This window comes from Isachenkonia alkalipeptolytica (assembly GCF_009910325.1).
GTDB classification, from domain to species: Bacteria; Bacillota; Clostridia; order Peptostreptococcales; family T1SED10-28; genus Isachenkonia; species Isachenkonia alkalipeptolytica.
On the sequence record NZ_SUMG01000003.1, the window covers coordinates 145,348 to 171,510 of the forward strand.

The window sequence follows — 26,163 nt, forward strand, 5'->3', positions numbered from 1 at the left end:
GAATATCATGGATAAAATAACAATAATAAAAAAATATTTTCCGAACATAAAAAAATTGCACATCCCACAAGAGAAAAGCATCGATGCGCTAACAGATGGGAAGCGAGTTCTTACTTTAATGCCAACTGGTGAAGGGAAATCCTTAATCTACCAGGTTGCGGGATTAATGCTGAAAAAAACCACTATAGTTATTTCGCCACTTATCGCATTGATGAAACAACATCACTCAGAACTTGAAGAAAGAGGGTTTAGTTCCGTTTTTATGTCAGGTTTAACTTATCAACAGCAATTCAAAGTATTAACGCAAATAGCAAAAGGTTCAATGCCTGACTTTATATTTTTATCTCCTGAGAGAGCAGATACAGATGGTTATTTAGAGTTTGTTTTAAACTTAAAAAGGGATAACATAGGCCTAATTGTTGTGGACGAAGCCCACTGCATATCACAGTGGGGGGAGGGTTTCAGACCAGCTTATAAAAATATACCTATATTTCTGCGTAGAGTTTTTGGACCGAATAATTGGCCTAGGGTATTATGTTTAACCGCAACATTAAATAATGATGATCAGAATCAAGTTATCGATGATTTTGAAATTGATGAAGTTATAAAAAGTCCTAGCCTTTGGCGAAACAATCTAGATTTGAAATTATACAACTTAGGAACTAATAAAGATAAAACGAAAGAAGTTGAGCTAAGAGCTATAATTAAAAAACACGAAGGTGATAAAATTCTCGTATTTGTACATCGCAAGTATGGTAATAAAGGAACTACAAGAACACTGTATGAAAGCTTCTCAAAAGAATTTGAACAGTGTGCATTTTATGATGCTGACATATCTGATAAAGAGAAAGATAGAGTATTAGAAGGATTTATGAGTGGTGAGATTAAAATTGTATTTGCTACATCAGCTTTTGGTATGGGTGTGAATATATCAGATATACGAGTAGTGGTTCATTATCTTATACCTGAATCAATTGAGCAGTATTATCAAGAAGTCGGTCGTGCAGGACGCGATGGTAAAACTGCTTATGGCTATCTACTTCTATCCAATCAATCAAAATCTGGACGTAAAAGGTTAATTCAAGCTTCTGTTAGCTCAGAAAGCAGTATCAAAAATGAATACGATGAGAAAAGTTCAGGTAAGAAAGCTGATTTCGGATCAGTCAAAAATGAAGATTTTACTGATGAGAAACGTATTGCTTTTGCACTTTTGGTTGAATATGGAGTTATACAAGTTAAAGCAAAAGGTGTTCAAAGCTATAAGTGCTTTAAAGCCAGTGGTAATGCGGGGAAAGCATTTTTGGAGGATATTAAAAAATACTCGAAAACAGGTCTGACGAAGGTCATCTGCAAAAAGAAAGGAATTAGTATTAATGATTTGGTGGCAAATACTTGGAGTCTTTGTGCTCAAGGAGAGCTTAAACTAGTATCATCTCCAGCTAAAGCACTATTCTACGCAATTGATGACGAACTGAGTGATGACATACTAAATCAAATTGTAAATGACCAAGAAGAAAAAAGAGAAAAAAGGTTAAATGAATTTGTAGATTTTGTAGAAGCAATTGAACGCGGTGAGAAAGCTGAAGCGATTGTCAAAAAGGGATTAAATCTTGAGGTAAAATAAATAAGCAACGGAGGTGATTACATGGGAAATGCCATCGAAATCTCATTAAACCAAAAATTGAATAATACTTTTTCCGGCAGGGTAGTTCGAAAAGACCTTACCACAAAAATTAAAGAAGGAGCGAATGTTCCGGTATACGTACTGGAGTACCTTCTCGGAATGTATTGCGCCACTGATGATGAAGAAATGATTCAGGAAGGGGTTCAGAAAGTTAAAAACATCCTTTCGGATAATTTTGTGCGCCCGGATGAAGCTGAAAAGGTAAAATCAAAGATCCGGGAAGCCGGAATTTATACCGTTATTGATAAGCTTACGGTAAAGCTTAACGAAAAGAAAGATGTATATGAAGCGGAATTTTCTAATCTTGGTATTAAAGGGGTGGAAATTGGATCCGGTTATGTACAGCAATTTGAGAAGCTGCTGGCAGGAGGAATCTGGTGTATTACAAAAGTAGAGTACTATTATGATGAGGAAGTAAGAAATTCCAGTCCGTTTTTTATCGGTAGTTTAAAACCCATTCAAATGCCAAACCTGGATCTAAATGAAATATTTAATGGCCGCAGGGAGTTTACTAAGGATGAATGGATTGCTGTGCTTCTTCGGTCTATTGGTATGGAGCCGACACAATTAGAAGATAAGGTTAAATGGCACCTGCTTGCCAGAATGATTCCATTAGTGGAAAACAATTATAACCTATGTGAGCTGGGGCCAAGAGGTACCGGTAAATCCCATGTGTATAAAGAAATCTCCCCTAATTCAATTTTAATATCCGGTGGACAAACAACGGTTGCGAACCTATTTTATAATATGAGTTCCCGTAAAATCGGCTTGGTCGGTTTATGGGATGTGGTGGCTTTTGATGAGGTGGCAGGAATCACTTTTAAAGACAAAGATGGTGTCCAGATCATGAAGGACTTTATGGCATCGGGGTCCTTTGCTCGGGGAAAAGAACTGAAAAATGCCTCGGCTTCCATGGTCTTTGTCGGAAACATTAATCAAAGTGTGGATGTACTATTAAAAACCTCGCATCTGTTTGATCCATTCCCGGAAGCGATGGCCTATGATTCAGCATTTTTTGATCGTATGCATGCCTATGTACCGGGGTGGGAAATCCCAAAATATCGACCGGACTTCTTTACACAGGAATACGGATTTATTTCCGATTACCTATCCGAGTTTTTTAGAGATATGCGTAAAAGGTCCTTCAGTGATGCAACCGATCAATATTTCAATTTAGGTAGCAATTTAAATCAACGGGATACCATTGCTGTTCGTAAAACCGTATCCGGGCTTATTAAATTAATTTACCCAAATGGTGAGTACACTAAAGAAGAGTTAGAAGAGATTCTTCGGTATGCATTAGTAACCAGAAGAAGAGTTAAGGAGCAATTGAAGAAAATTGGCGGCATGGAGTTTTATGATGTGCACTTCTCCTATATCCATAAAGACACTTTCGAAGAGGAATTTGTATCCGTGCCGGAACAAGGTGGAGATAAGCTCATCCCTCAAGGTCAATCGAAAGCAGGGCATGTTTATACTATCGCCCATGGTGATTCAGGGATGATTGGTGCATATAAAATCGAGACGGAAGTTGTTCCGGGCACAGGAAAGTTTGAACGGACCGGGCTTGGTTCCAACCGGGAAGCTAAAGAACACATTTCTACTGCATTTAACTACTTTAAAGCAAATAAGAAAAATATTAGTGGTACCATCTCGACTCAAAATAATGATTATTTAATGCATATACAGGATATGCAAGGTATCGGTATGACACCGGATCTCACGCTAGCTGCTTTTGTAGCATTATGTTCCGGTGCACTGAAAAAACCGGTACAAAGTCAGCTAGTGGTTTTAGGGGATATGAGCATCGGCGGAACCATTAATAAAGTGGAAGAACTATCAACCGTGCTACAGGTTTGTTTTGATGCCGGAGCGAAAAAAATCCTTCTTCCAATGGCCTCCGCAGTGGATATTGCCACGGTACCACCGGATTTATTTGCAAAGTTTCAGGTATCTTTTTATCAGAGCCCGGAAGATGCAGTGTTTAAGGCGATGGGGGTGGAGTAGAGCCTATGAAATCATTAAACTGGGACGATATCAAATCCTTCGCGAATTCAAAGTTTCATGTTTTTGCTACGGATGACGGTTTAGATTGGTGTAAGAAATCTTGGGAGATGATAAGCAGTAGAGGTATGAATACTTTTAATAGTGATGAAGAACGATTAATTGTAGAATTAAGAGTTCTCACTTTAGGTATTATCTATAATGAATTTTTCGATTTAATTGATCATGAATACTTTGATGATTCAATGATCGAAAGTGAGGATTGGCTGTGCGAAGATGAAACAATGTTACTATGTAGCTTCTATAACAAATATCCAGACCCGGAAAACCGAATAAATAAAATTAATGATTTGATTGATGATTTATCCTTGCGTTCCGAAATCGCTAGAACGTTAGTCAGTGGATATGGTGGGCCGGATCGTTTATTTATATCTTTGTTATCCACTGCATACACAAAAACTGGTGATGATAATTATGCATATTATTTTGAAAATGAGGTAAATATATACAATGAAGTAACATATGAAGAAGAGCGGGCTTTGTATTGGATCTATCAAGAATTTTGTAGAAATCCAAAGGAGAATTGTATGTAGTGGTAAAACTTTAGGTGGGAATTTGATTCGAGTAATTCAGACTAATTGCAGAAGTTAAGGCTGTGGTTACCATTGATGAGCGTTAGATCAAGGAGGGAATATGGATGGATAGTAGAGAAGAAAAAATAATTAATGATATTCAATCAGATAAGCCTCACGTGTGGTTAAGTGCTTTAAAGTCTTTTTCTGAATTAGATCAGGGCAGTAATCATAAGGGTATTAAATATATTGAAAATAAATTCTCCGATTCAAATGCAGACCTAAATAAATATGATTTAAAAAACAAAGTGCCAAATATTTATAAAACTGAATCACAATTAATTAGAAGTTATTTGGATGAAGATGAGATAGCTTCTTTTTGCTATGCAATAATAAAGCAGACTACTAAAAGCAAACTAAAAAAAGAGGCAATGGAAGATCTTCTCTATTTAATAAGCAGTGGAAATTATATTGCTAAAAGAGAAATTAATAAATTAACTGAAAGCCAACGACAAGAGTTTACTGAGACAGCGTTTTTTAATAAAAAATACAGAAACAACCCTCATGTTAATACATTACTTAAGTTGAGAAAATACATAATGGATATTGCATTGGATGATGAAAATCTACTTAATAAATGGAATAGGCTTGAACGGTCTGAACAACTAAAAACCATTTATATTCGCTTATCCAATAATAGAAACATGGAAGTACTAAACGGTTTAAATGAAGGCGATCCTATAGTTAATTCCATTTTGGATTTAATTAATGAAAGCCCCAATACGCAATATAAAAGTAAAGAATTAGATAAATTTAAAGAGTTATTGAATAAGTTTGTAGCTGAAAGTGCCACAAATATGGAAGAACCAATTAATGCAAAATATTTGCTTCCTAAATGCTTTTATTCCTCTAAGACAAAAGTAGAGTATTGTGAAGGTAGAGAATGGAAAAAACAAGACACAATTTATTGTCCGCGCTTAGGAAGTAGTTGTCCTGCAAAAGAAGCGGGTGATTATCCTATATATCCGAATATAGGACGGAAATGGCATGAGTGGTCACTTCATGAGATTCTTGATATTGGTGGGTATCTCCACTCAAAAGAGGATAAAGAGTTTGTTAACGGCCTAAGTGGTTGGGTTAATAGACTCAATGAGATAAGAAATACTTTAAAGTGTAGCAAATGCGGACAACCACTTGTACCGGATTTAAAGTATGCTAAAAATATGGCTAAATACAGAAGAACCGTATTCTACTGTAAAGATCAATGTGATAAAAATACAAACATTTATATCAGCCATTGTTGGTGTTGTAACAAGACGATAGACAATAGAGTTGATAAAGTAAAAGTAAACAATTACTATTTGTGTAGAAATTGTGGATCTGGAGAAAGGGGAAACTATAGAAGGGATTACTGTCCGGATTGTGGTAGTTATGCTATGCACTTCAATGAAGATTATCCGAAGGGAGAAAAGATGAAGTGTAATGCATGTGAATATATTATAAAAATTCCTAATAGGTGCCTTGAATAAACACTAAATTATACGATGAAGCTAATAAGCTAATAGTAATAACAAGAATTACAATTAAATGCTAAAGAGGAGGATAATTGATGCAAGCAAATGAAACCAGAGTAGAAGATTTCTTATCAGCAAATAAAACCAAATATGTAATACCGGTATATCAGCGTAATTATGATTGGACAATTAATCAATGTCGCCAGCTGTTTCAAGATATTTTAGAGGTGGGTTCAAGAGAAAGCTTAGACACCCATTTTATAGGTAGTATTGTGTACATACATGATGATATTTATACTTCCTCAAGGATCAAAGAATTGACAATCATTGATGGCCAGCAACGTTTAACAACCCTTACGTTAATTTATGTAGCATTATATAAACTTGCAATTGAATTAGAGGATGAAGAGTTGAAAAGCGAAGTATATGAGACTTATCTCATCAATAAGTTTGATCAAAGCAAAGAAAAAATCAAGCTCAGGGCAACGGATGAGAACGACAAAGCATTAACCTTTCTTCTTAGAGAAAATAAAAATGAAAATTTCCCTAAATATTCTAAGGTAATCGATAATTATGATTTTCTTAAAGCAAGTATCAATGAGAAGAACTACCAATATGTGTTAAAAGGGTTAGGGAATTTAATGTTTGTTGAAATCTCTCTAGACAGGGATAAGGACAACCCCCAGAGAATTTTCGAAAGCTTAAACTCAACAGGATTAGAGTTAACTCAAGCAGACTTAATTAGAAATTATATTTTAATGGGATTAGAAAGAACGCAGCAAAAGAAGATATATGAAGAGTACTGGACCGTTATAGAGGAATACGCTAAAGAAGAAAAAAGCAACACAAGCAAAGTGTCGGATTTTATTCGAGACTATCTTACCCTATTAAATAAAAGAATACCGAATAAAAAACGTGTGTATGAAGAGTTTAAGCTGAAATATCCTACATCTTCATTTAATGTACTGGAATCAAGTTTGATGAAAATGAAACAATATGTAAGCCATTACAACAAGTTGATAAACCCACAAAACGAAACGGATAAGGATATAAAGGAGCAACTGGAATACATTGATCGCTTGGAAATAAATGTCGCATTTCCATTTTTGCTTAAGGTTTACGATGATTATTGTAAAAAGGATATAGACAAAGAATGTTTTATAAGTATTTTGGAGCTGGTACAAACCTTTACTTGGCGAAGATTTATTTGTGGTCTTCCTACGAATGCCCTTAACAAAATTTTTATGAACTTATCGGAAAAAGTAGAGAAAAATGATTATCTTCCATCTATCCAACGTGCTTTTAAAGTTAAGAAAGGGTCCCAGCGATTACCTGGGGATAAGGAAGTTCTCGAAAGCCTTAAAGTTAAAGATGTCTATAATATAAAATCAAAGAATAGGATTTATTTACTTGAACGATTAGAAAACCACAATAATTCAGAAAAAGTTAGTATCCTGGATAATAATAAGATTACGGTAGAACACATCTTCCCACAAAACCCGGATCCGAAATGGAAGATTAAACTGGAACCTGCAGAATATAAAGCCGTTAAAGAAAATTATTTAAATACGCTATCGAACTTAACACTTTCTGGAAACAACGGAAAGTTAAGCAATAAAATTTTTGAGGAAAAAAAGAACTTGCCTGACTATGGATACGGTGATAGTAGACTTTGGCTTAACAAGGACCTTGCAAAATTTGAGAAATGGGGCATTAATGAGCTTGAAAGAAGGTATGAAAGATTAAGTAGTAGGTTTCTTGAAATATGGAAATATCCTGATGTTGAGCTTGATGAAAACCAAGAAAACGGAGAGGTTAATATTTTTGATGCTGAAGAACCAAGACATAAGAAATTAGATTATGCTATATTTTTTGACCAAAAGATAGAAACAAATCAAGTTTCAAAGCTTTATTTGGAAGTTATTCGACAGCTGTTTGAACTACAACCGGATACTTTTTTTACTACAGATTTATCCTTAAAGATTGGTTTAACCAAAGATGCAGAAGCGATGCGATTAAGAGAGCCAAGAAAGATTAATGATAACTACTATATCGAAACAAATATTGATAATAACGGGAAATTTGAAAGACTCAAACAACTGCTCACGGTATTTGATCTTGAAGATGAGCTAGTAATAAAATATATGAATGAAGGGTAAGGCGTTTCGCAAATTAATACTAAATTATACACCCAGGGAGGTTGGGATATGGAGCTTATGATCGTAATTGGCTTGCTTTTAATAATCATAGCTTTTGTAATCATAAATAAAAAGAAAAATACAAAGATAGAAGATGCTGAAATGAATTCTTTTGAACTTATGGAGTTTGAAGGAGATAGTGTATTATTGCCGATAGAAAAAAATCCGGTACTAAACTTAAAAGAGAAAGCAAATATGGTTGAGATTACCGATGACACAGTAATAGCCAGGATAACCCAAGGGTTTCCGAACTTCGCCAATAAAGCGGCAAGCACTGTAACGAATAAAGCTATAGAGAATGCTGAGATCTACAAAGTTATTATTCCCAAGGGTGAGACCCTTACAAAGTCTAAGAATATGAAAAACGCCTATCGTGGTTATTATCGAAATGCTAAAAGCATAAAAGGACAAGCAAACCTGGTGAAGGTGGATCCTAAAAACTTATCGAAAGCCACGAAGGCTGCGAATATTGGTGCTAATGCTGTGAACGTAGGTGCCCTGGTTGTAGGACAGTATTACATGGCTGAGATTAATTCAAAACTTGAAACAATGAGTGAAAGTATTAGTAAGATCAGTGACTTTCAACAAAGGGAGTTTAAGAGTCGCATTACATCGTTGGTTGCCCTGGTTGGCGAAGTATCCCAGTTCAGTGCAGAAATCCTAGAAAATGATGAATTGAGAGAAAGGAAACTTAACATGTTGGAAGCCCGAAAAGCAGATGCTATCCAATTACTAGGACAAGTAAATGAGACGATTACAGATCTTACTCATAGCAATACGGAACCAAACTATAAAGACTATCAAAAGACGGTAGACGATTTTAATCGATTACTGGAATTTCAAAATGTATTGATTGCTACACTAGAAGAAATCAGTAAGCTAACATACCTATTAGGAAAGGGAGAAATATCTAATGAATTAAGTTATGCAACCTACAATAAATACAAAAATGTCGCTGAAGGAGCAAGGGACGCGCTGGAGGTGTGGCATAGCAAACATTTAGAAATGCATCAAATAGATTTGTCAAATAACCGGAGAACCAAGCGAGGTATTGAAGGTTACATTGGAAAGATCCCAGTCTTAAAGGATGAGAAGTGGAAATACAAAACCTTGGAACAAGGACTGGCTGAAAATATTAATGCAATTAGCAATTTAAGATTTAAAAGTGAAAAAGTACCGATGGAAGTTTATAATCAGGATGTGAAAATTATCTTGAAAGAGGGGAAGTATTATTATTTACCTGATTAACTATGCCCTTTTAAGGAGAATAAGGTATAAAAAACATGAAAAACTCACAGAGGACGGTACCTATGTGAGGTTGAAATTTAAACATATATATCACTCGGGAACAGTGGTTTTGTGAGATCGCCATACAAACGCATATAGAAATAACCTATGTAACTGTTCAAGAAACACTGAGGCACGCTTTCTTTCTGCTATAGAAATCGAAACGAATAGAGAGCAATATTTTTGATCTATGGTACTAATCCAGAAAAAACTATTATTAAAAATGAAAGTCCCGACAAGAATACAGGTGAATATCCGTCCTTGTCGGATCTTTTGGTAAAAATGATTATTGGGGAGGATCACACTGATGCATGGGACAGAATATATAAGAAAACCAAAATGGATAAACCTCAAAAGACTCTATACTGTCAGTTACTACTTTCATGATTTTATCGATGCTCAACAAGTTAGCCTCGAAGGAGATACGATTGATTTAGAGGATTTAAAGACCTATTATCGATTGGATCCGATAAAAGCAAAGATTCTCATTACGGAACTAAAAATCAGGGGCTTTGGGACGGAGCCCGATCAACCATCCATGTTATGGGATAACTGGGTAATTCAATTCCCTTATAAATACATAACAGCGGAGTTGGAAGCCGGGAGTGAGAACTTTAGACAGGTTGATTTTAAGGAACTGGGGCTTGGATCTTTTCTTGAACAGTTCAGGGTGACGGAAGATGCTTTTTTTGAAGGTGTTTTACTGAACGGTTTGGCAAAACTAAATGAATATACCACCATGGACGCTTTAGAAGAGGGGTTTACGAAAGTCGGATTTATGGTTAATGAAATTGTAAAGGAAGAAGTTTTAGAGGAAATCCCTTCAGAAGTAAAAGCCCGGGCCGACGAAGCATTGATTGAAGATGTATTTGAGGAAAACGGTTTTACTGCTTTTCGCAAATACTGCAGTGCCCAGGGGTTGGTATACATCAAAGATCTTGAGCATATTGACCTCGATGGATTGCAGGCGGTAAAAGGTTTTGGACTGACGAAAGTACAAAAGATTAAGGAGCGGTATCAGCAGCATCTGATCTCTCCGAAAGCCGAAGAGGAAATCCCGAGAATTTCCTTGCCGAAAGACAAAGAAAGCCTGGACCTCCTGATTGAAGACTATTTTACCGGGAACCCGCTTCGGATCTTCCGGGAGTTCTGCATCAATAAAGGGTATCAAACCATACAGGACTTAGAAGGACTACCCTACGAAGAACTATACAATATAAATGGCTTCGGGAAAAGAAAAATTAAGGATGTGATTGATAAAATAGAGAATCTGGATAATCTCGAAAAAAAAGAGATCGTTCAACAGTTACAAGCAGGATTCTTTGAAATCAGCAAAGATTTTGAAGCGGTACCTGTCGAAAAAGTATTTGACGGAAAAGCGCTCCGGTATCTAACGGATCGAAGAGTAAACAATCTGGGAGACTTGGCAAGTATTAAAAAGGCCGAGTTGAATGGAATCCCAGGCATGGGTAAAAAGAAGGTCGGGGAACTGAAAGAGGAAATCCGACTATACAGCAACAGTTTGGAGGGTTACGTGGCAAAGGCTTTTCAATACTTAGAAACCCTGGAAAACTATCAAATATTTAAAGAACGGGTTATTAACAAGGCGACATTGAGTGAAATTGGAAACAGGAAAAATGTCAGTCGGGAGCGGATCCGTCAAAAAGAGGCAAAAGGGGTTAAGCAGCTGAAGGACATTCTTACAATCACCGAGTCAGTTTTTGAAAAGAAAGGGTATTTTGCCGACCGGTCCGTAATAGAGTTTGATGAGTTGGTGGATTTGTTTCAAACCTATGAAAGAGCCCTGATCGTAAAGCACTTTTTAAATGAGTATGGATTGGAGAACCTCACTTACTGGGAAGCGGGAGATACGATCCTGGTGAATCTGGACGGTAATCGAGTGTCGGTAAAAATTAAAGCCGTGGTGGACTCCTACGGAGAAATAATTGAAGTCCCGGAGACGTTAAATGAAATGGAGGAGGTCTTACACGCACAAGGTCTTTCCTTTATAAATGAAAAGATTTTAAAAAGATTTTTAACCAGTGCCGGCTACGTTCGATATAACAATCTCTTTTCCCGTTCAAGACTTTACAAATTGGATATGATGGGACTCCTGATCAAAAAGCACTTCCCCTATGGCATTGAAAGAACTGCCGAGAAAGCTGAGCTTATTAGAGACTACATGTATAAAGAGTTCAAAATCGATCCAAAGGAGTATGTAAATGACCGACCTCTTTGGGCCTTAACGGAGAACAACGAGGAGTTGATTCTATGGAAAAGCAATAGCGTAAATCACATCGAAAATGTTGTCATCGACAGTTTATTATTAAATAAAATCAAGGACTATATTGATCATTCGATAAAGAGCAACCGATCGGTTTCAGCCGATTATTTATATAACCATTTCAAAAGCAAGTTGGATAAGCATACCAACATATCCGATAAAAATGCTTTGTACGGGATTTTAAAGTACTATTATCAAGAGGAGTACACTTTTAAAAAGCTGGTGATCAGCAAGCGGGATGGCAAAAAAACAGAACTCTGGAAACTGATTGAAGACTATGTCTCTGAGCAGGGTGGAAGGATTGATAGCCGCACTATAAAAAAAGAGTTTAAGACCTCGGATATCATGATGCAGGGGGCGATCAATAACAGCGAGAAACTGCTGTCGTCTAATCGAGGCTCGGAAATAATCCATTATGATTATCTGCAGTTCACAAAGTTTTTTGAAGTTCAGCTGTATGAAAAAATCCTAAGCAGTTTTCATAATGGATATACCAACGCCTATATGACTATGAAAAATGCCAAGGATTTATTAGAAGAAAACAACATTGATGATCACGATCTTCTTTATTCCATTATGAAGCACCTTTTCAGCGATAAATTTCACTTTGTAAGACGGCCCCATGTTCTAAAAGCTTCACCCAAAACAAAGTTTACGGCAGATAAGCTGATCTACAGGGCGTTTGACAAGGAAAAAATTAAAACCCAGGAGGATCTAAAAAAGCTGCTGCAAGAGAGATACCGCTTTAGTTATCTCTCCACGGCGGCGCTGATCGCCAAAGCCAAAGAAAATTTGTTTCAGCTGGACAAAGATAGTTTTACTCTTTTTAAACTTGTTTCCATCGAAGAAAAATTGATTGAGAACGTAAGAAAAGATGTGGAACTGCTGTTAGAGGAAAAGGATTACATTGTACTCAATGATTTTAAGAGATTTGATTTGACAGAGAGAACAATAGATGTGGACGGTGAAACACTTCCATGGAATCCTTATATCGTAAAGGCAACCATTGAGAAATATTTAAAAGAGGACTATAAATTCCTGTGGAAAGATATACCGGATTGGAGATACGACAAAGTAATTATTATAAGAAAAAATTCATCGATCGATACCTTAGGTGAGTTTATGATTGAACTTATTAAAAAAGAGTTTAGTCAGGAGAAGTACATTACCTTAAAACAAATAGAAGATTTTATGCAAAACGAGGAAGTGATTTATAAAAAGCTTCCTGAAGAGTTTTTTCAAGAAAACCAAGTAAAGATTGATGATTCAGGAAGAGTATGGATCCGGTAACACCTAATTTACTCAATAGGTGTAAAAGAAGAGATATTAATAAAGGAAAGGGTGTTAAATATCAATAGAGAAAAGAAAATCGCAATTGTCGCTTTTGTATTAGGGGTAGTGGTAACGTTAGGCATAACGGCCGTGGTTTTGGGGGAAGCAGAACCTTCCGTCAGCAGGGTCGGACGAACAGAAGAGGACCCTTTTGCAAGGCCTAGATTAAAAGCCGATTTTGATTACAATGTACCCGAGTATCTTGGAAAAGAATATGACCTCTTTGAGTACGTGAAGGCAACCGTCGACATCGATTCCGTAAACCCTCGATCAACGGAGGAAATTGCAGCGGACCTTCGTCAATTGACCCATAACTTGGTAAAGGGTGACGAAATGGTGTATCTATATTTAGGGGACGAAAATATGATTATCCTACTTTCAGAACTGGCAGCCATTGAAGACCGAGCTCACAACGGGACGGTTCTTTTGTGAGGCAGCAATATAAATATGTAGAGCATCTAATGTATCATTCTTCGTATTATATAGCAATGAAGCAGGCAAGCATATTTGGATATAGTTCAGAAAATGTTTTCTCTAATTTATAGCAGATTTTCATTTTGTATTCCATTATTTAAAAAAGTTATGGGATGAACCAAAGAAATGTTGTTATTGCTTGAAAAACTCACAAAAGAAGAACGAAATCGCTTCGCGATGGCTTTTAAAGAAAAAGATAAAAAAGTGAAAAAGCATACCCAAATGTGATATTGTTAAGCTGCGAAACAATAACAAGTCACAAGGAGGCATACTTTTTCATATCATGATTATAACATGGGATAAGAAAAAAATACACCGGTTACATGGTTATAGCCGATCTCCACCTTCCTGATTCTTAGTACTTATCATGCATTATTAAATGATCAGGAGGTAGAATCGATGCTGAACTATGACAAAGATATTGAGATGTACTTTGAACTTAAAGGTTCACCGGCTTCTTCAAAAGAGTCTTACGTAAGAAGAATGAAGGCATTCGTTCATTTCATGGAAACACATCAAAAAGACGTAGAAAACGTTTCATTTAGTGATATACAACAATATATTCTATATCTTAAAAACGAAAGAAAGATCTCAGCGGGAACGATCAACAATTACATTTCCGCAATTAAATTTTTCTATACTTATGTGCTCGCTACTCACAAGGGGACGGTGGTTTTGTGAGGTAGTGCCGTTATCGTTTGAAAATCTCACAACAGGATCCGCATGAGGAGTTTTCCTAAATGCATCCTCATTAATAATAAATGATATTAATCCTTGTATTACCTAGGTGTTCTATGTATAATATAAACATAGAGTGTCTAGGTAATTTTGCTGTGTTATCTAGTAAAGGAGGAAAAAGACATGAAATATGATAAAGGATTGGTTGGAGGTAGCACGGTCCTAATGATCTTATCTCTGCTAAAGGAGGGGGACCGATACGGCTATGATATCATCAAAGAGCTGGAAGAGCGATCGGAAAAAGCGTTTCAGTTTAAGGAGGGGACTCTTTACCCCGTTCTTCATCGGCTGGAGGCAAAGGGATGGGTTACATCTTACAAGGCAAAAGGGGATCGGGGAAAAATGAGGAAATACTACAGGATTACCAAGGGGGGAGCGGAGGAGCTGGAGGAGGAGCTGAAGATGTGGGAATCCTTCACAGAAAATGTCCAAAAGGTTTTACAGGGAAATCAGGGGAAAAGCCTTCAGACAATCAGCTAAAGGGGGGAGATCATGAAAAAAAAGGAAGATACTGCAGATCAGATATTTATTGACAAAGTGCTGAAGGAAGTACGATTTTCTCTAGTAAAGCCGGAAATCAAAAAAGAGCTACAGGATCATATTGAAGATAAAAAGGAAGACTTTTTTCTGAAGGATGAGATGACGGAAGAGGAGGCCCTAAAGAAAACCATCGAAGAAATGGGAGAGCCGGTGGAGATCGGAAAGTCTTTAAATGAAGTTCACCATCCAATCCTTGGCTGGGCTCTGGTCCTCAGTAAAGGGCTAGCAATCCTTATGGTAGGCCTTACGATCTTCTCTATATATACCGAGCTTCACCGAGGGGATTTCTATGGACAACCAGCGCCTTTGGATTCCGGAAAAATTCTTGCTGAAGTTTCCATCGATGAGGAGATCACCCTGGATCACAGGACCCTTTACTTTGACCGTGCCATCTTCCAGGAGCCTGATGAAGTGATTGTTTTAATGAAGTCCACCCTCTATACAAGAGGACCAAGGAATCATCATTTGTTCTTTGAATCCGTCTCAAATGTGAAGGAGGAAGAGAATTATCATTACTTGGCCAACCCTTATCAAACCCGGTTTTTTTGGGGGAAATTGGCACTGACTCTCTATGGAGCTGATTTTAACGCAGAGACTATTACACTTTCCTATGATCAGGCAAATCGGAAGTTTGAGATAGAAATTCCCGTACCGGAAGGGGTGAGTTCACCATGAGCAAAAAAAAGAAATTGGCATTTTACCTCGGAATTATTATAATCATCAGCGCTTTTCGGTTCGCTTCTCTCGAACTTTTTTTTACATGGGAATCCGCATACAAACATATGGAGAAAAATACCCACTTTGGACCGGCAACAGAGATCGAGAGCATTGAAGATGATTCAGGCCGATTAATCTTTGCCCGGTATGAGAATTGGTTTTCCCCTTTTTATGTAAAGGAAGTTTATGGAGTCTTTCACCGTCCGGGGATGTTCTTGGGAAGGCCTCTGGAGCTTTTTAATTGGACTGATGAAGAAGGGGAAGAGGCCATTGTTTTTCGGAAGAGAAGGTTTTATCTGGGAGGAGAGGATATGATCACCGCTTTTTACGGCTATGCAGATGAATCCATCGTAACCATTGAAATTGAGCTCAGAAATGGAGAAACAAAGACAATGAAGGACTTTTCCGAAGGGGTTTTTTATTACGTTTATTATTCGAATACGTCGAGTGTCGCTGACACTGTGGAGGAAATTAGAGGATATGATGATGTGGGGAAACTGATGTACAGAAAAGAGGGGGATAATTTCTTCAGGTGGTAACCGAGAGAACAAGAGACCAAACCAACAACAGCAGCTGCGAAATTATCTACTGGAAATTGAAAATATTAAAAAAGCCCTGGATCAATCGGCCAGTGTTTGTATTACCGATGAAAAAGGTGTGATTGTGTCGGTTAATGACCGATTCATCCAAAGTACCGGATACCAAAGGGAGGAACTGGTGGGAAATACCACCAGAATACTAAAAAGCGGGTACCATGGCGATACCTTTTATAAACATATGTGGGAGACTATTAGCAAAGGAAAAATATGGAATAATGAAATGAAGAATAAGCGTAAGGATGACCGTTTTTTCTGGGTCAATGCCACTATTGTTCCCTACCTTAGCACGGAGGGCAAACCCTTTCAGTACATATTGATCGGGATTGATGTTACGGAGACTAAGGAAATTCAGCAAAAAATGAAAGAGTATTTAGAGGAAATGCAACGTACCAAGAATAAAATAGAGAAATACAGCAGTTTAAATCAATCCTTAACCATGACCTTGGACAAGGAACAGTTTTTTGATATCGTATTTACCTACTTTCAGGAAACTTATGGTTTTGATAAGGGAATTCTTATGGACGTGAAGAAAAAGCAGCACCGGACCAAGGGATTAAGGGAAGAAAAAATAGAGTCCCTTCTGGAAAAAGAGAACGTAGAAGAAATCCTTTCCAGACTGGAGGAGGAAAAGTTTTTCGTGATCCGTCGTAAAGCCTATGGGGAAGAGCAGGGAATTGCTGAAGAAGCTTTTGACTGCTATGACTTCTACACAGGTATCCTGAGTACGGAAGGGACCGTGGAAGGTTTTTTCGCCCTGACAAGACTGGGGCGGCCCTTTAGCGAAGAGGAAATTGAAGAGATTAACGGACTGATGAAGCAACTGGCCGTGGCTCTGAGTCGGATTGACATGTATGAACAGGTGGAAAACACCAAGAATCTAAATGAAAACATTATAGAAAATGTTAATGAGGGGCTGCAACTGGTATCCTTGGAAGGAAAAATGCTGCAGTATAATAACGTGTTAGCGGATTTATTGAGACTTAACGGTTACGAAGGGAAACTCCGGGTGCAACAAAGTATTTGGATTGATGATTTTATCGAAGGAGCTGTTGAAAAAGAGAAATTGAAAGATTTTTTCCGGGAATCTATAGAGTTTTCCGCTAATAAATCCAAAAACCTGCGATTTACCCTGGAAGGGGAACCGCCGGTATTCGTGGAACTTTATGCCTCGCCGGTTTTCATGCATGAGCAAAAGATCGGAACGATTTTTGTGTATCGAGACATCACTAAGGAGTACGAAGTGGATCGGATGAAATCGGAACTGGTAAGTACCGTCAGCCATGAACTTCGAACTCCGCTATCCAGTGTACTGGGCTTTTCAGAAATGTTGTTAATGAAGGAATTGAAGCCGGAAAGACAAAAGAAATATCTGGAGACCATTCATAAAGAAGCCACCCGTCTGACGAATCTGATCAACGACTTTTTAGACCTTCAAAGAATGGAGTCGGGGAAACAGGAATATACCATGGAACTGCACTCCGTCAATGAAATTGCCATGGAAGGGATTGAAAAGTTTAAACACGAATCGAAACACAATGTAAACATCGTGGATAATGCCCGTTTCGCCAAGGCCAAAGTGGATAGGGACCGAATCAACCAGGTGTTTACGAATTTGATCAGTAACAGCATAAAATTCTCTCCGGAAGGAGGGGATGTAACCATTACTCTGAAAAATCGTAAGGATGATCTGGTGGTTGGTATTAAGGATCAGGGGATGGGAATTCCCCCGGAGGCCCTGACCAATATTTTTGATAAGTTTAGAAGAATCGATAACAGTGAAACCAGAAAAATCGGAGGAACCGGTTTGGGACTTTCCATTTGCAAAGAAATTATCGAAGCCCACGGAGGCCGGATCCGGATCGAATCCATTGAAAATCAGGGAACTACGGTGTACTTTTCCCTGCCTGCCCATATTGAGGATCATGAAGGTGATCACGGAGTGTTAGAAAAAGAATCCGAAGATAATTCCGATGAAAATGGGGACAATGTGATGCTGGTGGAGGATGATATCAGTTTAGCCCTTCTGTTGTCAGAGACCCTGAAAGCCAGGGGATTTAAAGTCTTTCATCATATCCGTCCCCAAAGTGCTTTGAAAAATGCCAAGGAAACTAATTTTTCAGCGGTGGTGGTGGATTTGATGCTGGGGGATGATATGACAGGCTGGGACCTTATTAAAGAGCTGAATGAACATAAGGCTACAAAGGATATTCCCGTGATCATCTCCTCCGCTTTGGAAAAATCAGAGGAACTCATAAAAAACTGCAAAGTCTACGATTATCTGGTAAAACCTTATTCTGCCGAGGAATTGCTCAGGATTATGCTGGAGATTCAAGGTAAGAAGAAATCAGATTAAGAACAGCGGATAAAGTAAACCAATCGGAAATAACAAGCAAAAGGAACTAAAGCAGGGGGAAGCGCCTCTCAAGATAGGATGTGAAAAGAATGAACAAGGAAAAAATGCAGGCCATATTACGAAAAAGCCGTTATCAGTTTTTGACGGAAAAAATTGACGAGCTCTCTGATGTTACGAGACAGTAATTGTACTTGGTCACAAAGGGAAAAAAAGGCGGCTATGAAGCGGTGCATCGTTTCTTTCACAGCGTTAAGGGGACCGCAGGAACACTGGAACTTGAGGAAATTTCCCACTCCGCGGAAAAACTTCAGTTACTGTTGGAAGAAAAGGAAGAGGCCGGTTTTCTGGAGGACCATGAAATTGTAACCGTGATCAGGGGGCTGGGAGAAGTCCTGATATTGATGGAAAGTCGTATGGAGGAGGAATTCGGCAAGGAGTCCAAGGAAAATTTTCGGGGTTCTGTAGCCCCGGAGACGGGGGAATTACTCTCAACAGAAGATATGAAAAGAGGCCTTTCCCATAGGGAACCTTCTTCCATACAGGCTACAGGAAGGATCCTGCTTATTGATGACGAGGTATCCGTATTAAACTTCATCGGTAACATTTTACGAAATTACGATTATGAAGTGATGGTATCCCCGGATCCGGAGGAAGCCATGGAGACCTTAAAATCGGAAGCCTTTGATTTGGTAATTGTGGATGTGGTGATGCCCGGGAAATCCGGTTTTGATATCCATGAGTTTATTCTCCGGGAGAAAATTCATATTCCCGTGGTTTTTCTCACCGGCGTTCAAAACAAAGAGCTCCGTTACCGGGCCTTAAGGGACGGAGTGGATCATTTTCTGGAAAAGCCGATAGAACCGGCAGAGCTTTTATCCAGAGTTGAGGGAATTATGAAAAAGCAACATAATAAAAACACGGAGGTTTTCACCGACGAATTAACCGGTGCCTTCAGTCGTAAATACTTTACCAAACGTTTTGAAGAGGAAAAACAGCGGCATCATCGTCAGGGAAAATTTTTTTCCATTGCCTTTATGGATCTGGACCATTTCAAGGAAGCCAACGATACCTACGGCCATCTTTTCGGAGATGAAGTATTAAAAGGGTTTGTGGAATGTATCCGCCGAAATTTACGAGAATATGATCAGGTGTTTCGCTATGGGGGAGATGAATTTTTATTACTGCTGCCGGAAACTACGAATGAAGAGGCCTACATTGTGGTGGAACGAATCAGAAAATCCGTTAAGGAAAAGGTTTTTACCCCGGAGGGGGAAGAAGAGTATCAAATTTCCTTTAGCTCCGGTATTGCCATGATGAAAGAACCGAATGTATCCATGAGGGAACTGGTGGAAAAGGCGGACGAGGCCCTATACCGAGCAAAGGAAAAGGGAAGAAATCAAACGATTTATGCCCCGAACAAAAAAGAGCAACGAAAAAGAAAAATACTGATTGTGGACGATACCCTACTTATAGCAAATCTTATAAAAACCAGACTGGCCTATTTAAACTATGAAATTGCCCATGCCCAGGATGGGGAGGAAGCTCTGGAAATGATTCGGAAATTTCCACCGGACCTTGTGTTGCTGGACATTATGCTTCCAAAATTAACGGGAACCGAAGTTTTAAAAAGACTCAAGGGAGATCCTGATTATAGGGACTTGAAAATCATCATGATTTCCGCGAAAAATAAGGAAAAGGATATCCTAAGCAATATTCGACTGGGGGCCAATGACTTTATCACAAAGCCTTTTTCCCTGGAAGTATTGGAAGAAAAGATTAAGAAGCTTCTATAAATTAAAAGAGAATCGGGTGTTAGTATGATGATAGAAAATTACATTATGCCTATATTTTTGTTTATGCTTCTGTTAAACCTTCTGTTGTTTTTCTTGTTGTTGGTAAGGAAACTATATATGATCCGTGCCTTAAAAATAAAAGAAAACCTTCGAAAGGAGTTTGAAAAGGAACTGGCGGATTATATCTCTCATAAAGATCAAAATCGATTAAGGACCCCTGCAACGAAACGTGAGCGAAGGGTCTTTGAGGAGTTGATTTTAAGTTACGGAATCTTTTTAACCGGAGAGGCAAAAGAAAGGCTCCTGGAGGTAATCGGAAGGGAACACAAAATTGAAGAGATTAGGAAGAAGTTAAAAAGCAGCAATCCCTGGAGAAAAAGAATTGCCACCTACCAGGGGGGCGAATTCGGATTGAAGGAAATTGCCCCTTTGCTGTTGGAACAGTTAAAGCTTAAGGATCGGGAGCTGTTGTACATTACGGCAAGAGCCTTGATTAAACTGGAGGACCGAAAATATTTAAAAGAAATCTTACAGGCCATAGGAGAAGATCGTTCCATGGAGAAGAATAATGTCCTGGTACTGGTGGAACTGGTTGAGGGAGACATTCGTGACATATTGGAAGAGATCATGGAAGGGAGTGATTCCTTTCTACATGCTCTGGCCTTGGAAATCTACGGTAAAAGACAGTATATGGAAGGTGTTCCTAGGATAGAAAAGATGGTGGAAAGTCCTTTAAAAGAAATCAGAATTGCCGCCTTAAAGGGAGCTGCCGCCTTGGGAGATATCGGAGATGCGGACTATTTTAACAAAATCGCCGCATTAAAAACCGACGAACAGTGGGAAGTAAGGGCTTTTTTAGCCAAGTATCTTAAGTATGTGAAAAATGGCCACGGGATTGAGATCCTGGGCAGTTTAATGAAAGATTCCAATTGGCATGTGCGAACCAACGCCGCTAATGCTCTTAAGGAGCAAGGGGAAGAAGGGTTGAAAATTTTAGTGGCGATGATGGACTCTGAAGACGGCTTTGCAGCGGATAAAGCTACGGAAGTCATTCAAAAAGAGGTGATCTTTCATGGGCTTCTGGATAATTTGGAGGAAGGTACAATTAAAAACAGGATTGTTCAAAATATGGAAAAAGAATTGATGGAGGTGGGAGAAAATATTTACGGATAATTTTTGGGTGCAAAGCATTATTCATTTCAATTACTTTATTTTGTTTTATATAATTTTTGTAAACCTGGTGTATACCCTTCTTTTTCTTTTTTCCATTCGGGGGATCTACATCCATCGAAAAAAGAATCGTTACTGGTCCTATGAAGATATGATTGCATCGAGCTATACACCACCCTTATCCATATTAGTTCCCTGTTTTAACGAGGCGGAAACCATTGTGGATAATATAAAAGCCTTACTTAGTTTGGAATACGGAGAGTTTCAACTGGTTATCATAAACGACGGTTCGAAGGATGAAACATTGAAGGTATTGATGGAGGAGTTTGATCTGCACCGCGTGGATATGCCCTATAAAAAGGAGATTTCTACGAAAAAAGTGAATAGGATTTACCTCTCCGCAAGTTCGGAAAATATTATTGTATTGGACAAAGAAAACGGAGGGAAGGCCGATGCACTGAATGCGGGAATAAATGTGGCGGAATATCCCTTGATTACCGCTATCGATGCGGATTCCATTATAGAACGGAACTCTTTGGTTAAAGTAGTACGTCCCTTTGTGGAAAATCGGGACGTGGTGGTATCGGGAGGGATTGTACGACCGGTTAATGATGCAAAGATTAGTAAAGGATTTATTGAAAAAATCAGTCTGGGTAAAAAATCCGTTGTTCGATTTCAAGTCGTGGAATACCTAAGAGCTTTTTTATTCGGCAGAATCGGCTGGGGGATGATCAATTCTCTGATGATTGTTTCCGGAGCCTTTGGAGTTTTTAATAAAAAAGTGGTGATCGAAGCCGGGGGTTATACGGAAGAAACCATCGGGGAAGATATGGAACTGGTGGTGAAAATTCATCGACTGATGAAGGAGAAGAAAAAGAAGTATGAAATCGTCTTTGTTCCGGACCCCGTTTGCTGGACTCAGGTGCCGGAAGAACTGAAAACATTAAAAAATCAACGTAAACGATGGCATAAAGGGCTGATGGACACTATGCTGAATCATAGAGGCATGCTATTAAATCCGAAGTACGGAACCGTGGGTCTTTTGGGAATGCCCTACTTTTTTTTCGTGGAGATGCTGGGGCCGGTAATTGAAATCATCGGTTACATAGCTATTCTGCTTTCCTTCTGGTATGGGATTATCAGCTTGGAGTTTGCCCTGGTATTCTTTGCTTTTGCTGTTGTGTACGGCGTTTTTTTATCCATCGGTGCAATTTTATTGGATGAATACAATTTCAAAAAATATAACAATATTTCCGAATACTTTACACTGGTGATCTATAGTGTTCTGGAAAATTTCGGATACCGGCAGCTCACTACCTGGTGGCGCTTTGTGGCATTTTGGCAATATAAAAGAAGGGGTAACAAATGGGGAGATATGAAGCGAAAAGCTTTCAGTGAAAAGAGTCAAGAATAAATCGGGTTCTTCACGTTAAGCATAAAGCCATCATGAAAAATCCCCTTATCGATGAAGTGCCTTTTAATTTTTTTTAATGGGAACCCTTCGGCAAATCTCATCGTCATAAGAGTATGACAGTAAAACTAAAGCAAATGACCTTATATAGGAAACACACAGAATGGAGGGGAAAAATGAGAGGAAAAAAAGTGGCATGGAGTTTGGTTTTGATCACCATTTTGTTTATGACGGTAATAATCTTAGGAGACGATGGATTTGGAAACAATGGGGATTCCAATGCAGACTCTGAAGATGATGTTAAGATTAGTGAATCCGCTTATCCGGGAATTGATATCAAAGCGGTGATCGATGAATCGGAAACCTATCGAATGGCTATTCATTATCCGGTTTTTGAGGCGCCATCCCTGAATCAAGAAATTGAAGCCTATGTGGATTCGGCAAAAAAACAATTTTTCCGAGAAGTAGACAAGAATCAGCAGCACCTAAAGGAACGACCGGCTACATTTAATGTATCTTTTGATATTTATCGAGTTTCTGATGAAGTGTACGGGATCGCCTTTGATGAACAAAGCTTTGTCGGTGGGGCCAATGGCCGACAGGAAGGGCAGATTTACCATATGAATTTAGAGTCAGAAGAAGTATTTAATCCGGAGCAGGTGATCGTGGACAGTCAGAATAATCGCAAAGCGCTTTATAACTATGTTCTTAAGGAATTTCAAGAATCGGAAGAATACCGAGATTTTTTCTTTAAAGAGTATTTGCAGGACTTAATGCTTAACTCACCGGATCTTTTTAGAAAAATCATTCTAAAGGACCGGGAACTCCTTCTAAAGTTCGATAAATATGAGGTAACGGCAGGTGCGGCGGGAATGCCGGAAATAACCGTTCCCTTAGAGGAGATTAATCTGACACTGACAGAAACGGGTCAGGACTTCCTAAAGGTTGATGGGAAGGACGAGTCCGTAACCGAATCCGATGATGAAGAAAAACAGGAAGATCAAAATTCTGAAGTGGGGAATGAAGAGGAAGAGGATAAAGAGGAGCCTTTAAAAAAAGTTGCGTTGACTTTTGACGACGGTCCCCACTCCCAATACACTCCGGAAATACTTGAAATTCTTGATAGATATGATGCAAAAGCCACATTTTTTATGTTGGGGAATCGAGTGGAATTCTATCCGGACTTGGTCCGGGAAGTATTTGATCGGGGACATGAAATCGGCAATCACACCTATGATCATAAGGACTTAACCGCTATGGGAGCTGAGGCGATTCAAAATGAAGTGGGAAAAGCGAGCCTAGCCATTGAAGAGATTATCGGCCGGAAGCCCAAGATCCTAAGACCTCCCTACGGAGCTTTTAACGAAGCGGTTGAAAATTCCGTGCAGATTCCCTTAATTCTGTGGACGGTGGATACCCTGGATTGGAAACATAAAGATCCTCAAAAAATATTGGAGAGTGTAAAATCTGATGTAGAGGAAGATAGTATAATTCTGATGCATGATATTCACTCGGGGACTCCGGAAGGGTTGGGAAAAGTACTCGCTTATTTGGACGGGGAAGGTTACGATTTCGTTACGATTTCAGAGTTAAGGAATCAGGGCTCATAATAAAAGAACCGCCTTGGGATCTTTCAATCCTTCAGGCGGTTCTTTATATCTGTATGTTAATTTTCCTTATTGGTTGTATCTTATTCTTCATTATTCGTAGTAGCCCTCAAGTCTAAAAAATCCTTATTGAAAAAAATCATAACCGCCTTTACCGTTTCTTTTCACTTCGTACATGGCAGAGTCCGCATTCCTTAATAAGGTTTCGCTATCAGTGCCATTTTCGGGATAGGTGGTAACACCGATTGAGGAATTTACATAACAGGCATTCCCTTTTATATGCATAACCTCTTGTATATTTCGATGAATTTTTTGAATAAGATCGGTGACCGCTTGTTTGTCTTCGGTATTACGCAGGATGATGGTAAACTCATCGCCACCCATTCGAGCAACGGTATCGGATTTTCGAACATCATCCGACAAACGGTTTGCAACGGTAACTAAAACCTCATCCTCGGCTTCATGACCATACTGATCATTAATTTCCTTAAATCCGTCTAAATCAATAAATAGCAGCATAAATTTATTTTGATCTCTTTCGTGTTCCAGGATCATCCGTTGTAATACTTCAAAAAATAATCGTCGATTGGGCAGCCCGGTGAGCTTCACAGAGGGACGGTTCTGTTGTGAGGTAGCAATACAAACGTGTAGAGCATATAATTGATCATTTTTTTCAGATTATAAGAGTATTGAAACCGACAATCATATTTAGGGAAAGTTCGATAAATGGTTTTCCATAATTTATTAGAAGTCTCAATTTAGAGTTCATTATTTAGAATTATGTTGCTCGATGGACCAAAGAAATGCTTTTATTATATGAAAATCTCACAACAGAACCGTCCCCGCGTGAGGAACGGAATGGATCCAACCTCCCTGGGAAGTCTTATTTGGGACTGGATCACTCAGGATGGAGAACGTGTCCCTTCACAAAAGGTTCCCATGGTACCCTTGGACTGGGCGGGGATTAACAGTGATGTGGATAGCCTTACCTGGTTTGGGCACTCAAATGTCCTATTAAGTATTGATAATAAAAAAATATTAATCGACCCCATGTTTGACGATATGGCATCTCCGGTATCCTTTATCGGAAGCCGGAGGTTTACCGAGGACATCTTCCATGTGATTGAAGATTTACCTCAAATTGACGCCGTGTTTATTACCCACGATCATTATGATCATTTGGATTATCCCTCGATTCTTGCCTTAAAGGATAAGACGGAGCACTTTTTCGTGCCCCTGGGTGTGGATGCCCATCTTAGTGAGTGGGGAGTGGAGCCTGAGAACATTACTGCCATGAACTGGTGGGATGAGGTAGAATGGCAAGGGGTGGATATTGCAGCGGTTCCTGCCCGGCATTACTCCAGCCGAGGTTTATTTGATCAAAACAGTACCCTGTGGTCCGGCTGGGTAATCTCCGGAGAGGAGACTAATATCTATATTAGCGGCGACACAAGCTATGGACAACACTTTCAGGCAATCGGAGAGACCTACGGCCCCTTTGATCTGACTTTAATTGAGGGTGGCCAATACGATCGCCGATGGGCGGACTCCCACATGTTTCCCGAAGAAGCGGTTCAGGCCCATATTGATGCCCGGGGAGAGGTAATGATGCTTATGCATTGGGGTGCCTTTTCTCTATCACTACACGATTGGTCAGAGCTAATTGAAAGAGCCCTTGTGGAAGGGGAGGACCGGGAGGTTTCAATCATCGCCCCCCAAATCGGCGAGACCGTGGACCTTCAGGATTTGGATCTTTCCATCACTCCTTGGTGGGATTTTTAAAGGAATTAGGCAGGTCGAGGCTTTGCCCTGGTGGCCGAAGAAATTCTAAAATTGGCAGAAGAGCTACATGAGGTTTTGAAAGAATTTAAGTATAAAATGGTTAA

The 26,163-nt window shown here is 38.9% G+C and carries 19 protein-coding genes; 18 read left to right on the forward strand and 1 reads right to left on the reverse strand.

Annotation, left to right across the window (positions count from 1 at the left end; all coding sequences use genetic code 11):
- Window positions 1–7: 7 nt before the first annotated feature.
- From ISALK_RS04130 to ISALK_RS04210, 17 genes are all read left to right on the forward strand, one after another.
- A complete protein-coding gene (locus ISALK_RS04130) occupies window positions 8–1,624 on the forward strand; it encodes a RecQ family ATP-dependent DNA helicase (RefSeq protein ID WP_160719349.1) in 1,617 nt (538 codons plus the stop codon).
- 21 nt (window positions 1,625–1,645) lie between these two features.
- Window positions 1,646–3,691 carry a protease Lon-related BREX system protein BrxL gene (brxL, locus tag ISALK_RS04135; RefSeq protein ID WP_160719353.1) on the forward strand — a complete coding sequence of 682 codons (2,046 nt, stop codon included), beginning with the start codon at window positions 1,646–1,648 and terminating at the stop codon, window positions 3,689–3,691.
- A 5-nt stretch (window positions 3,692–3,696) separates the two neighbouring features.
- On the forward strand, window positions 3,697–4,281 hold the full coding sequence (locus tag ISALK_RS04140) for a hypothetical protein (protein WP_160719356.1): 585 nt from the start codon (window positions 3,697–3,699) through the stop codon (window positions 4,279–4,281).
- 104 nt (window positions 4,282–4,385) lie between these two features.
- Window positions 4,386–5,789: a hypothetical protein gene (locus ISALK_RS04145; protein WP_160719358.1), complete on the forward strand. Its 1,404-nt coding sequence runs from the start codon at window positions 4,386–4,388 to the stop codon at window positions 5,787–5,789.
- A gap of 80 nt (window positions 5,790–5,869) precedes the next feature.
- Window positions 5,870–7,933 carry a DUF262 domain-containing protein gene (locus ISALK_RS04150; RefSeq protein WP_160719360.1) on the forward strand — a complete coding sequence of 688 codons (2,064 nt, stop codon included), beginning with the start codon at window positions 5,870–5,872 and terminating at the stop codon, window positions 7,931–7,933.
- 48 nt (window positions 7,934–7,981) lie between these two features.
- On the forward strand, window positions 7,982–9,220 hold the full coding sequence (locus ISALK_RS04155; protein WP_160719362.1) for a topoisomerase IV: 1,239 nt from the start codon (window positions 7,982–7,984) through the stop codon (window positions 9,218–9,220).
- Between the two features lie 346 nt (window positions 9,221–9,566).
- The gene (locus ISALK_RS04160; protein WP_160719364.1) at window positions 9,567–12,833 is read left to right on the forward strand and encodes a sigma factor-like helix-turn-helix DNA-binding protein; all 3,267 of its coding nucleotides are present in this window, start codon (window positions 9,567–9,569) and stop codon (window positions 12,831–12,833) included.
- Between the two features lie 51 nt (window positions 12,834–12,884).
- On the forward strand, window positions 12,885–13,307 hold the full coding sequence (locus tag ISALK_RS04165; RefSeq protein ID WP_160719366.1) for a hypothetical protein: 423 nt from the start codon (window positions 12,885–12,887) through the stop codon (window positions 13,305–13,307).
- Between the two features lie 441 nt (window positions 13,308–13,748).
- Window positions 13,749–14,030 carry a phage integrase N-terminal SAM-like domain-containing protein gene (locus ISALK_RS04170; RefSeq protein WP_160719368.1) on the forward strand — a complete coding sequence of 94 codons (282 nt, stop codon included), beginning with the start codon at window positions 13,749–13,751 and terminating at the stop codon, window positions 14,028–14,030.
- A gap of 180 nt (window positions 14,031–14,210) precedes the next feature.
- Window positions 14,211–14,567, forward strand: a complete 357-nt coding sequence (locus tag ISALK_RS04175) for a PadR family transcriptional regulator (RefSeq protein ID WP_160719370.1) — start codon at window positions 14,211–14,213, stop codon at window positions 14,565–14,567.
- 12 nt (window positions 14,568–14,579) lie between these two features.
- Complete coding sequence (locus ISALK_RS04180) at window positions 14,580–15,302, forward strand: permease prefix domain 1-containing protein (RefSeq protein ID WP_160719372.1); 723 nt, start codon at window positions 14,580–14,582, stop codon at window positions 15,300–15,302.
- Between the two features lie 107 nt (window positions 15,303–15,409).
- Window positions 15,410–15,883 carry a hypothetical protein gene (locus tag ISALK_RS04185; RefSeq protein ID WP_160719374.1) on the forward strand — a complete coding sequence of 158 codons (474 nt, stop codon included), beginning with the start codon at window positions 15,410–15,412 and terminating at the stop codon, window positions 15,881–15,883.
- A 76-nt stretch (window positions 15,884–15,959) separates the two neighbouring features.
- Window positions 15,960–18,296 carry a hybrid sensor histidine kinase/response regulator gene (locus ISALK_RS04190; RefSeq protein ID WP_236660262.1) on the forward strand — a complete coding sequence of 779 codons (2,337 nt, stop codon included), beginning with the start codon at window positions 15,960–15,962 and terminating at the stop codon, window positions 18,294–18,296.
- A gap of 185 nt (window positions 18,297–18,481) precedes the next feature.
- The gene (locus ISALK_RS04195; protein WP_160719378.1) at window positions 18,482–20,089 is read left to right on the forward strand and encodes a GGDEF domain-containing response regulator; all 1,608 of its coding nucleotides are present in this window, start codon (window positions 18,482–18,484) and stop codon (window positions 20,087–20,089) included.
- 117 nt (window positions 20,090–20,206) lie between these two features.
- On the forward strand, window positions 20,207–21,262 hold the full coding sequence (locus ISALK_RS04200) for a HEAT repeat domain-containing protein (protein WP_160719380.1): 1,056 nt from the start codon (window positions 20,207–20,209) through the stop codon (window positions 21,260–21,262).
- A 7-nt stretch (window positions 21,263–21,269) separates the two neighbouring features.
- Complete coding sequence (locus tag ISALK_RS04205) at window positions 21,270–22,673, forward strand: glycosyltransferase family 2 protein (protein WP_371723503.1); 1,404 nt, start codon at window positions 21,270–21,272, stop codon at window positions 22,671–22,673.
- 173 nt (window positions 22,674–22,846) lie between these two features.
- Complete coding sequence (locus ISALK_RS04210; protein WP_160719382.1) at window positions 22,847–24,280, forward strand: polysaccharide deacetylase family protein; 1,434 nt, start codon at window positions 22,847–22,849, stop codon at window positions 24,278–24,280.
- A gap of 123 nt (window positions 24,281–24,403) precedes the next feature.
- On the opposite strand, the gene ISALK_RS04215 is transcribed toward ISALK_RS04210, so the two are convergent.
- Entirely contained in the window at window positions 24,404–24,886 is a 483-nt protein-coding gene (locus ISALK_RS04215; RefSeq protein ID WP_160719384.1) for a diguanylate cyclase domain-containing protein, read from the reverse strand.
- A 249-nt stretch (window positions 24,887–25,135) separates the two neighbouring features.
- On the opposite strand from ISALK_RS04215, the gene ISALK_RS04220 reads away from it, so the two are divergent.
- Entirely contained in the window at window positions 25,136–26,059 is a 924-nt protein-coding gene (locus ISALK_RS04220) for an MBL fold metallo-hydrolase (protein WP_236660255.1), read from the forward strand.
- The last annotated feature ends 104 nt before the right edge of the window (window positions 26,060–26,163 follow it).

Excerpts from the sequence above, each read along its gene's own strand:
- ISALK_RS04130 (WP_160719349.1), top strand. The coding sequence starts at position 8 with ATGGATAAAATAACAATAATAAAAAAATATTTTCCGAACATAAAAAAA.
- brxL (WP_160719353.1), top strand. The coding sequence starts at position 1,646 with ATGGGAAATGCCATCGAAATCTCATTAAACCAAAAATTGAATAATACT.
- ISALK_RS04140 (WP_160719356.1), top strand. The coding sequence starts at position 3,697 with ATGAAATCATTAAACTGGGACGATATCAAATCCTTCGCGAATTCAAAG.
- ISALK_RS04145 (WP_160719358.1), top strand. The coding sequence starts at position 4,386 with ATGGATAGTAGAGAAGAAAAAATAATTAATGATATTCAATCAGATAAG.
- ISALK_RS04150 (WP_160719360.1), top strand. The coding sequence starts at position 5,870 with ATGCAAGCAAATGAAACCAGAGTAGAAGATTTCTTATCAGCAAATAAA.
- ISALK_RS04155 (WP_160719362.1), top strand. The coding sequence starts at position 7,982 with ATGGAGCTTATGATCGTAATTGGCTTGCTTTTAATAATCATAGCTTTT.
- ISALK_RS04160 (WP_160719364.1), top strand. The coding sequence starts at position 9,567 with ATGCATGGGACAGAATATATAAGAAAACCAAAATGGATAAACCTCAAA.
- ISALK_RS04170 (WP_160719368.1), top strand. The coding sequence starts at position 13,749 with ATGCTGAACTATGACAAAGATATTGAGATGTACTTTGAACTTAAAGGT.
- ISALK_RS04175 (WP_160719370.1), top strand. The coding sequence starts at position 14,211 with ATGAAATATGATAAAGGATTGGTTGGAGGTAGCACGGTCCTAATGATC.
- ISALK_RS04180 (WP_160719372.1), top strand. The coding sequence starts at position 14,580 with ATGAAAAAAAAGGAAGATACTGCAGATCAGATATTTATTGACAAAGTG.
- ISALK_RS04185 (WP_160719374.1), top strand. The coding sequence starts at position 15,410 with ATGGAGAAAAATACCCACTTTGGACCGGCAACAGAGATCGAGAGCATT.
- ISALK_RS04200 (WP_160719380.1), top strand. The coding sequence starts at position 20,207 with ATGATCCGTGCCTTAAAAATAAAAGAAAACCTTCGAAAGGAGTTTGAA.
- ISALK_RS04210 (WP_160719382.1), top strand. The coding sequence starts at position 22,847 with ATGAGAGGAAAAAAAGTGGCATGGAGTTTGGTTTTGATCACCATTTTG.
- ISALK_RS04220 (WP_236660255.1), top strand. The coding sequence starts at position 25,136 with ATGGATCCAACCTCCCTGGGAAGTCTTATTTGGGACTGGATCACTCAG.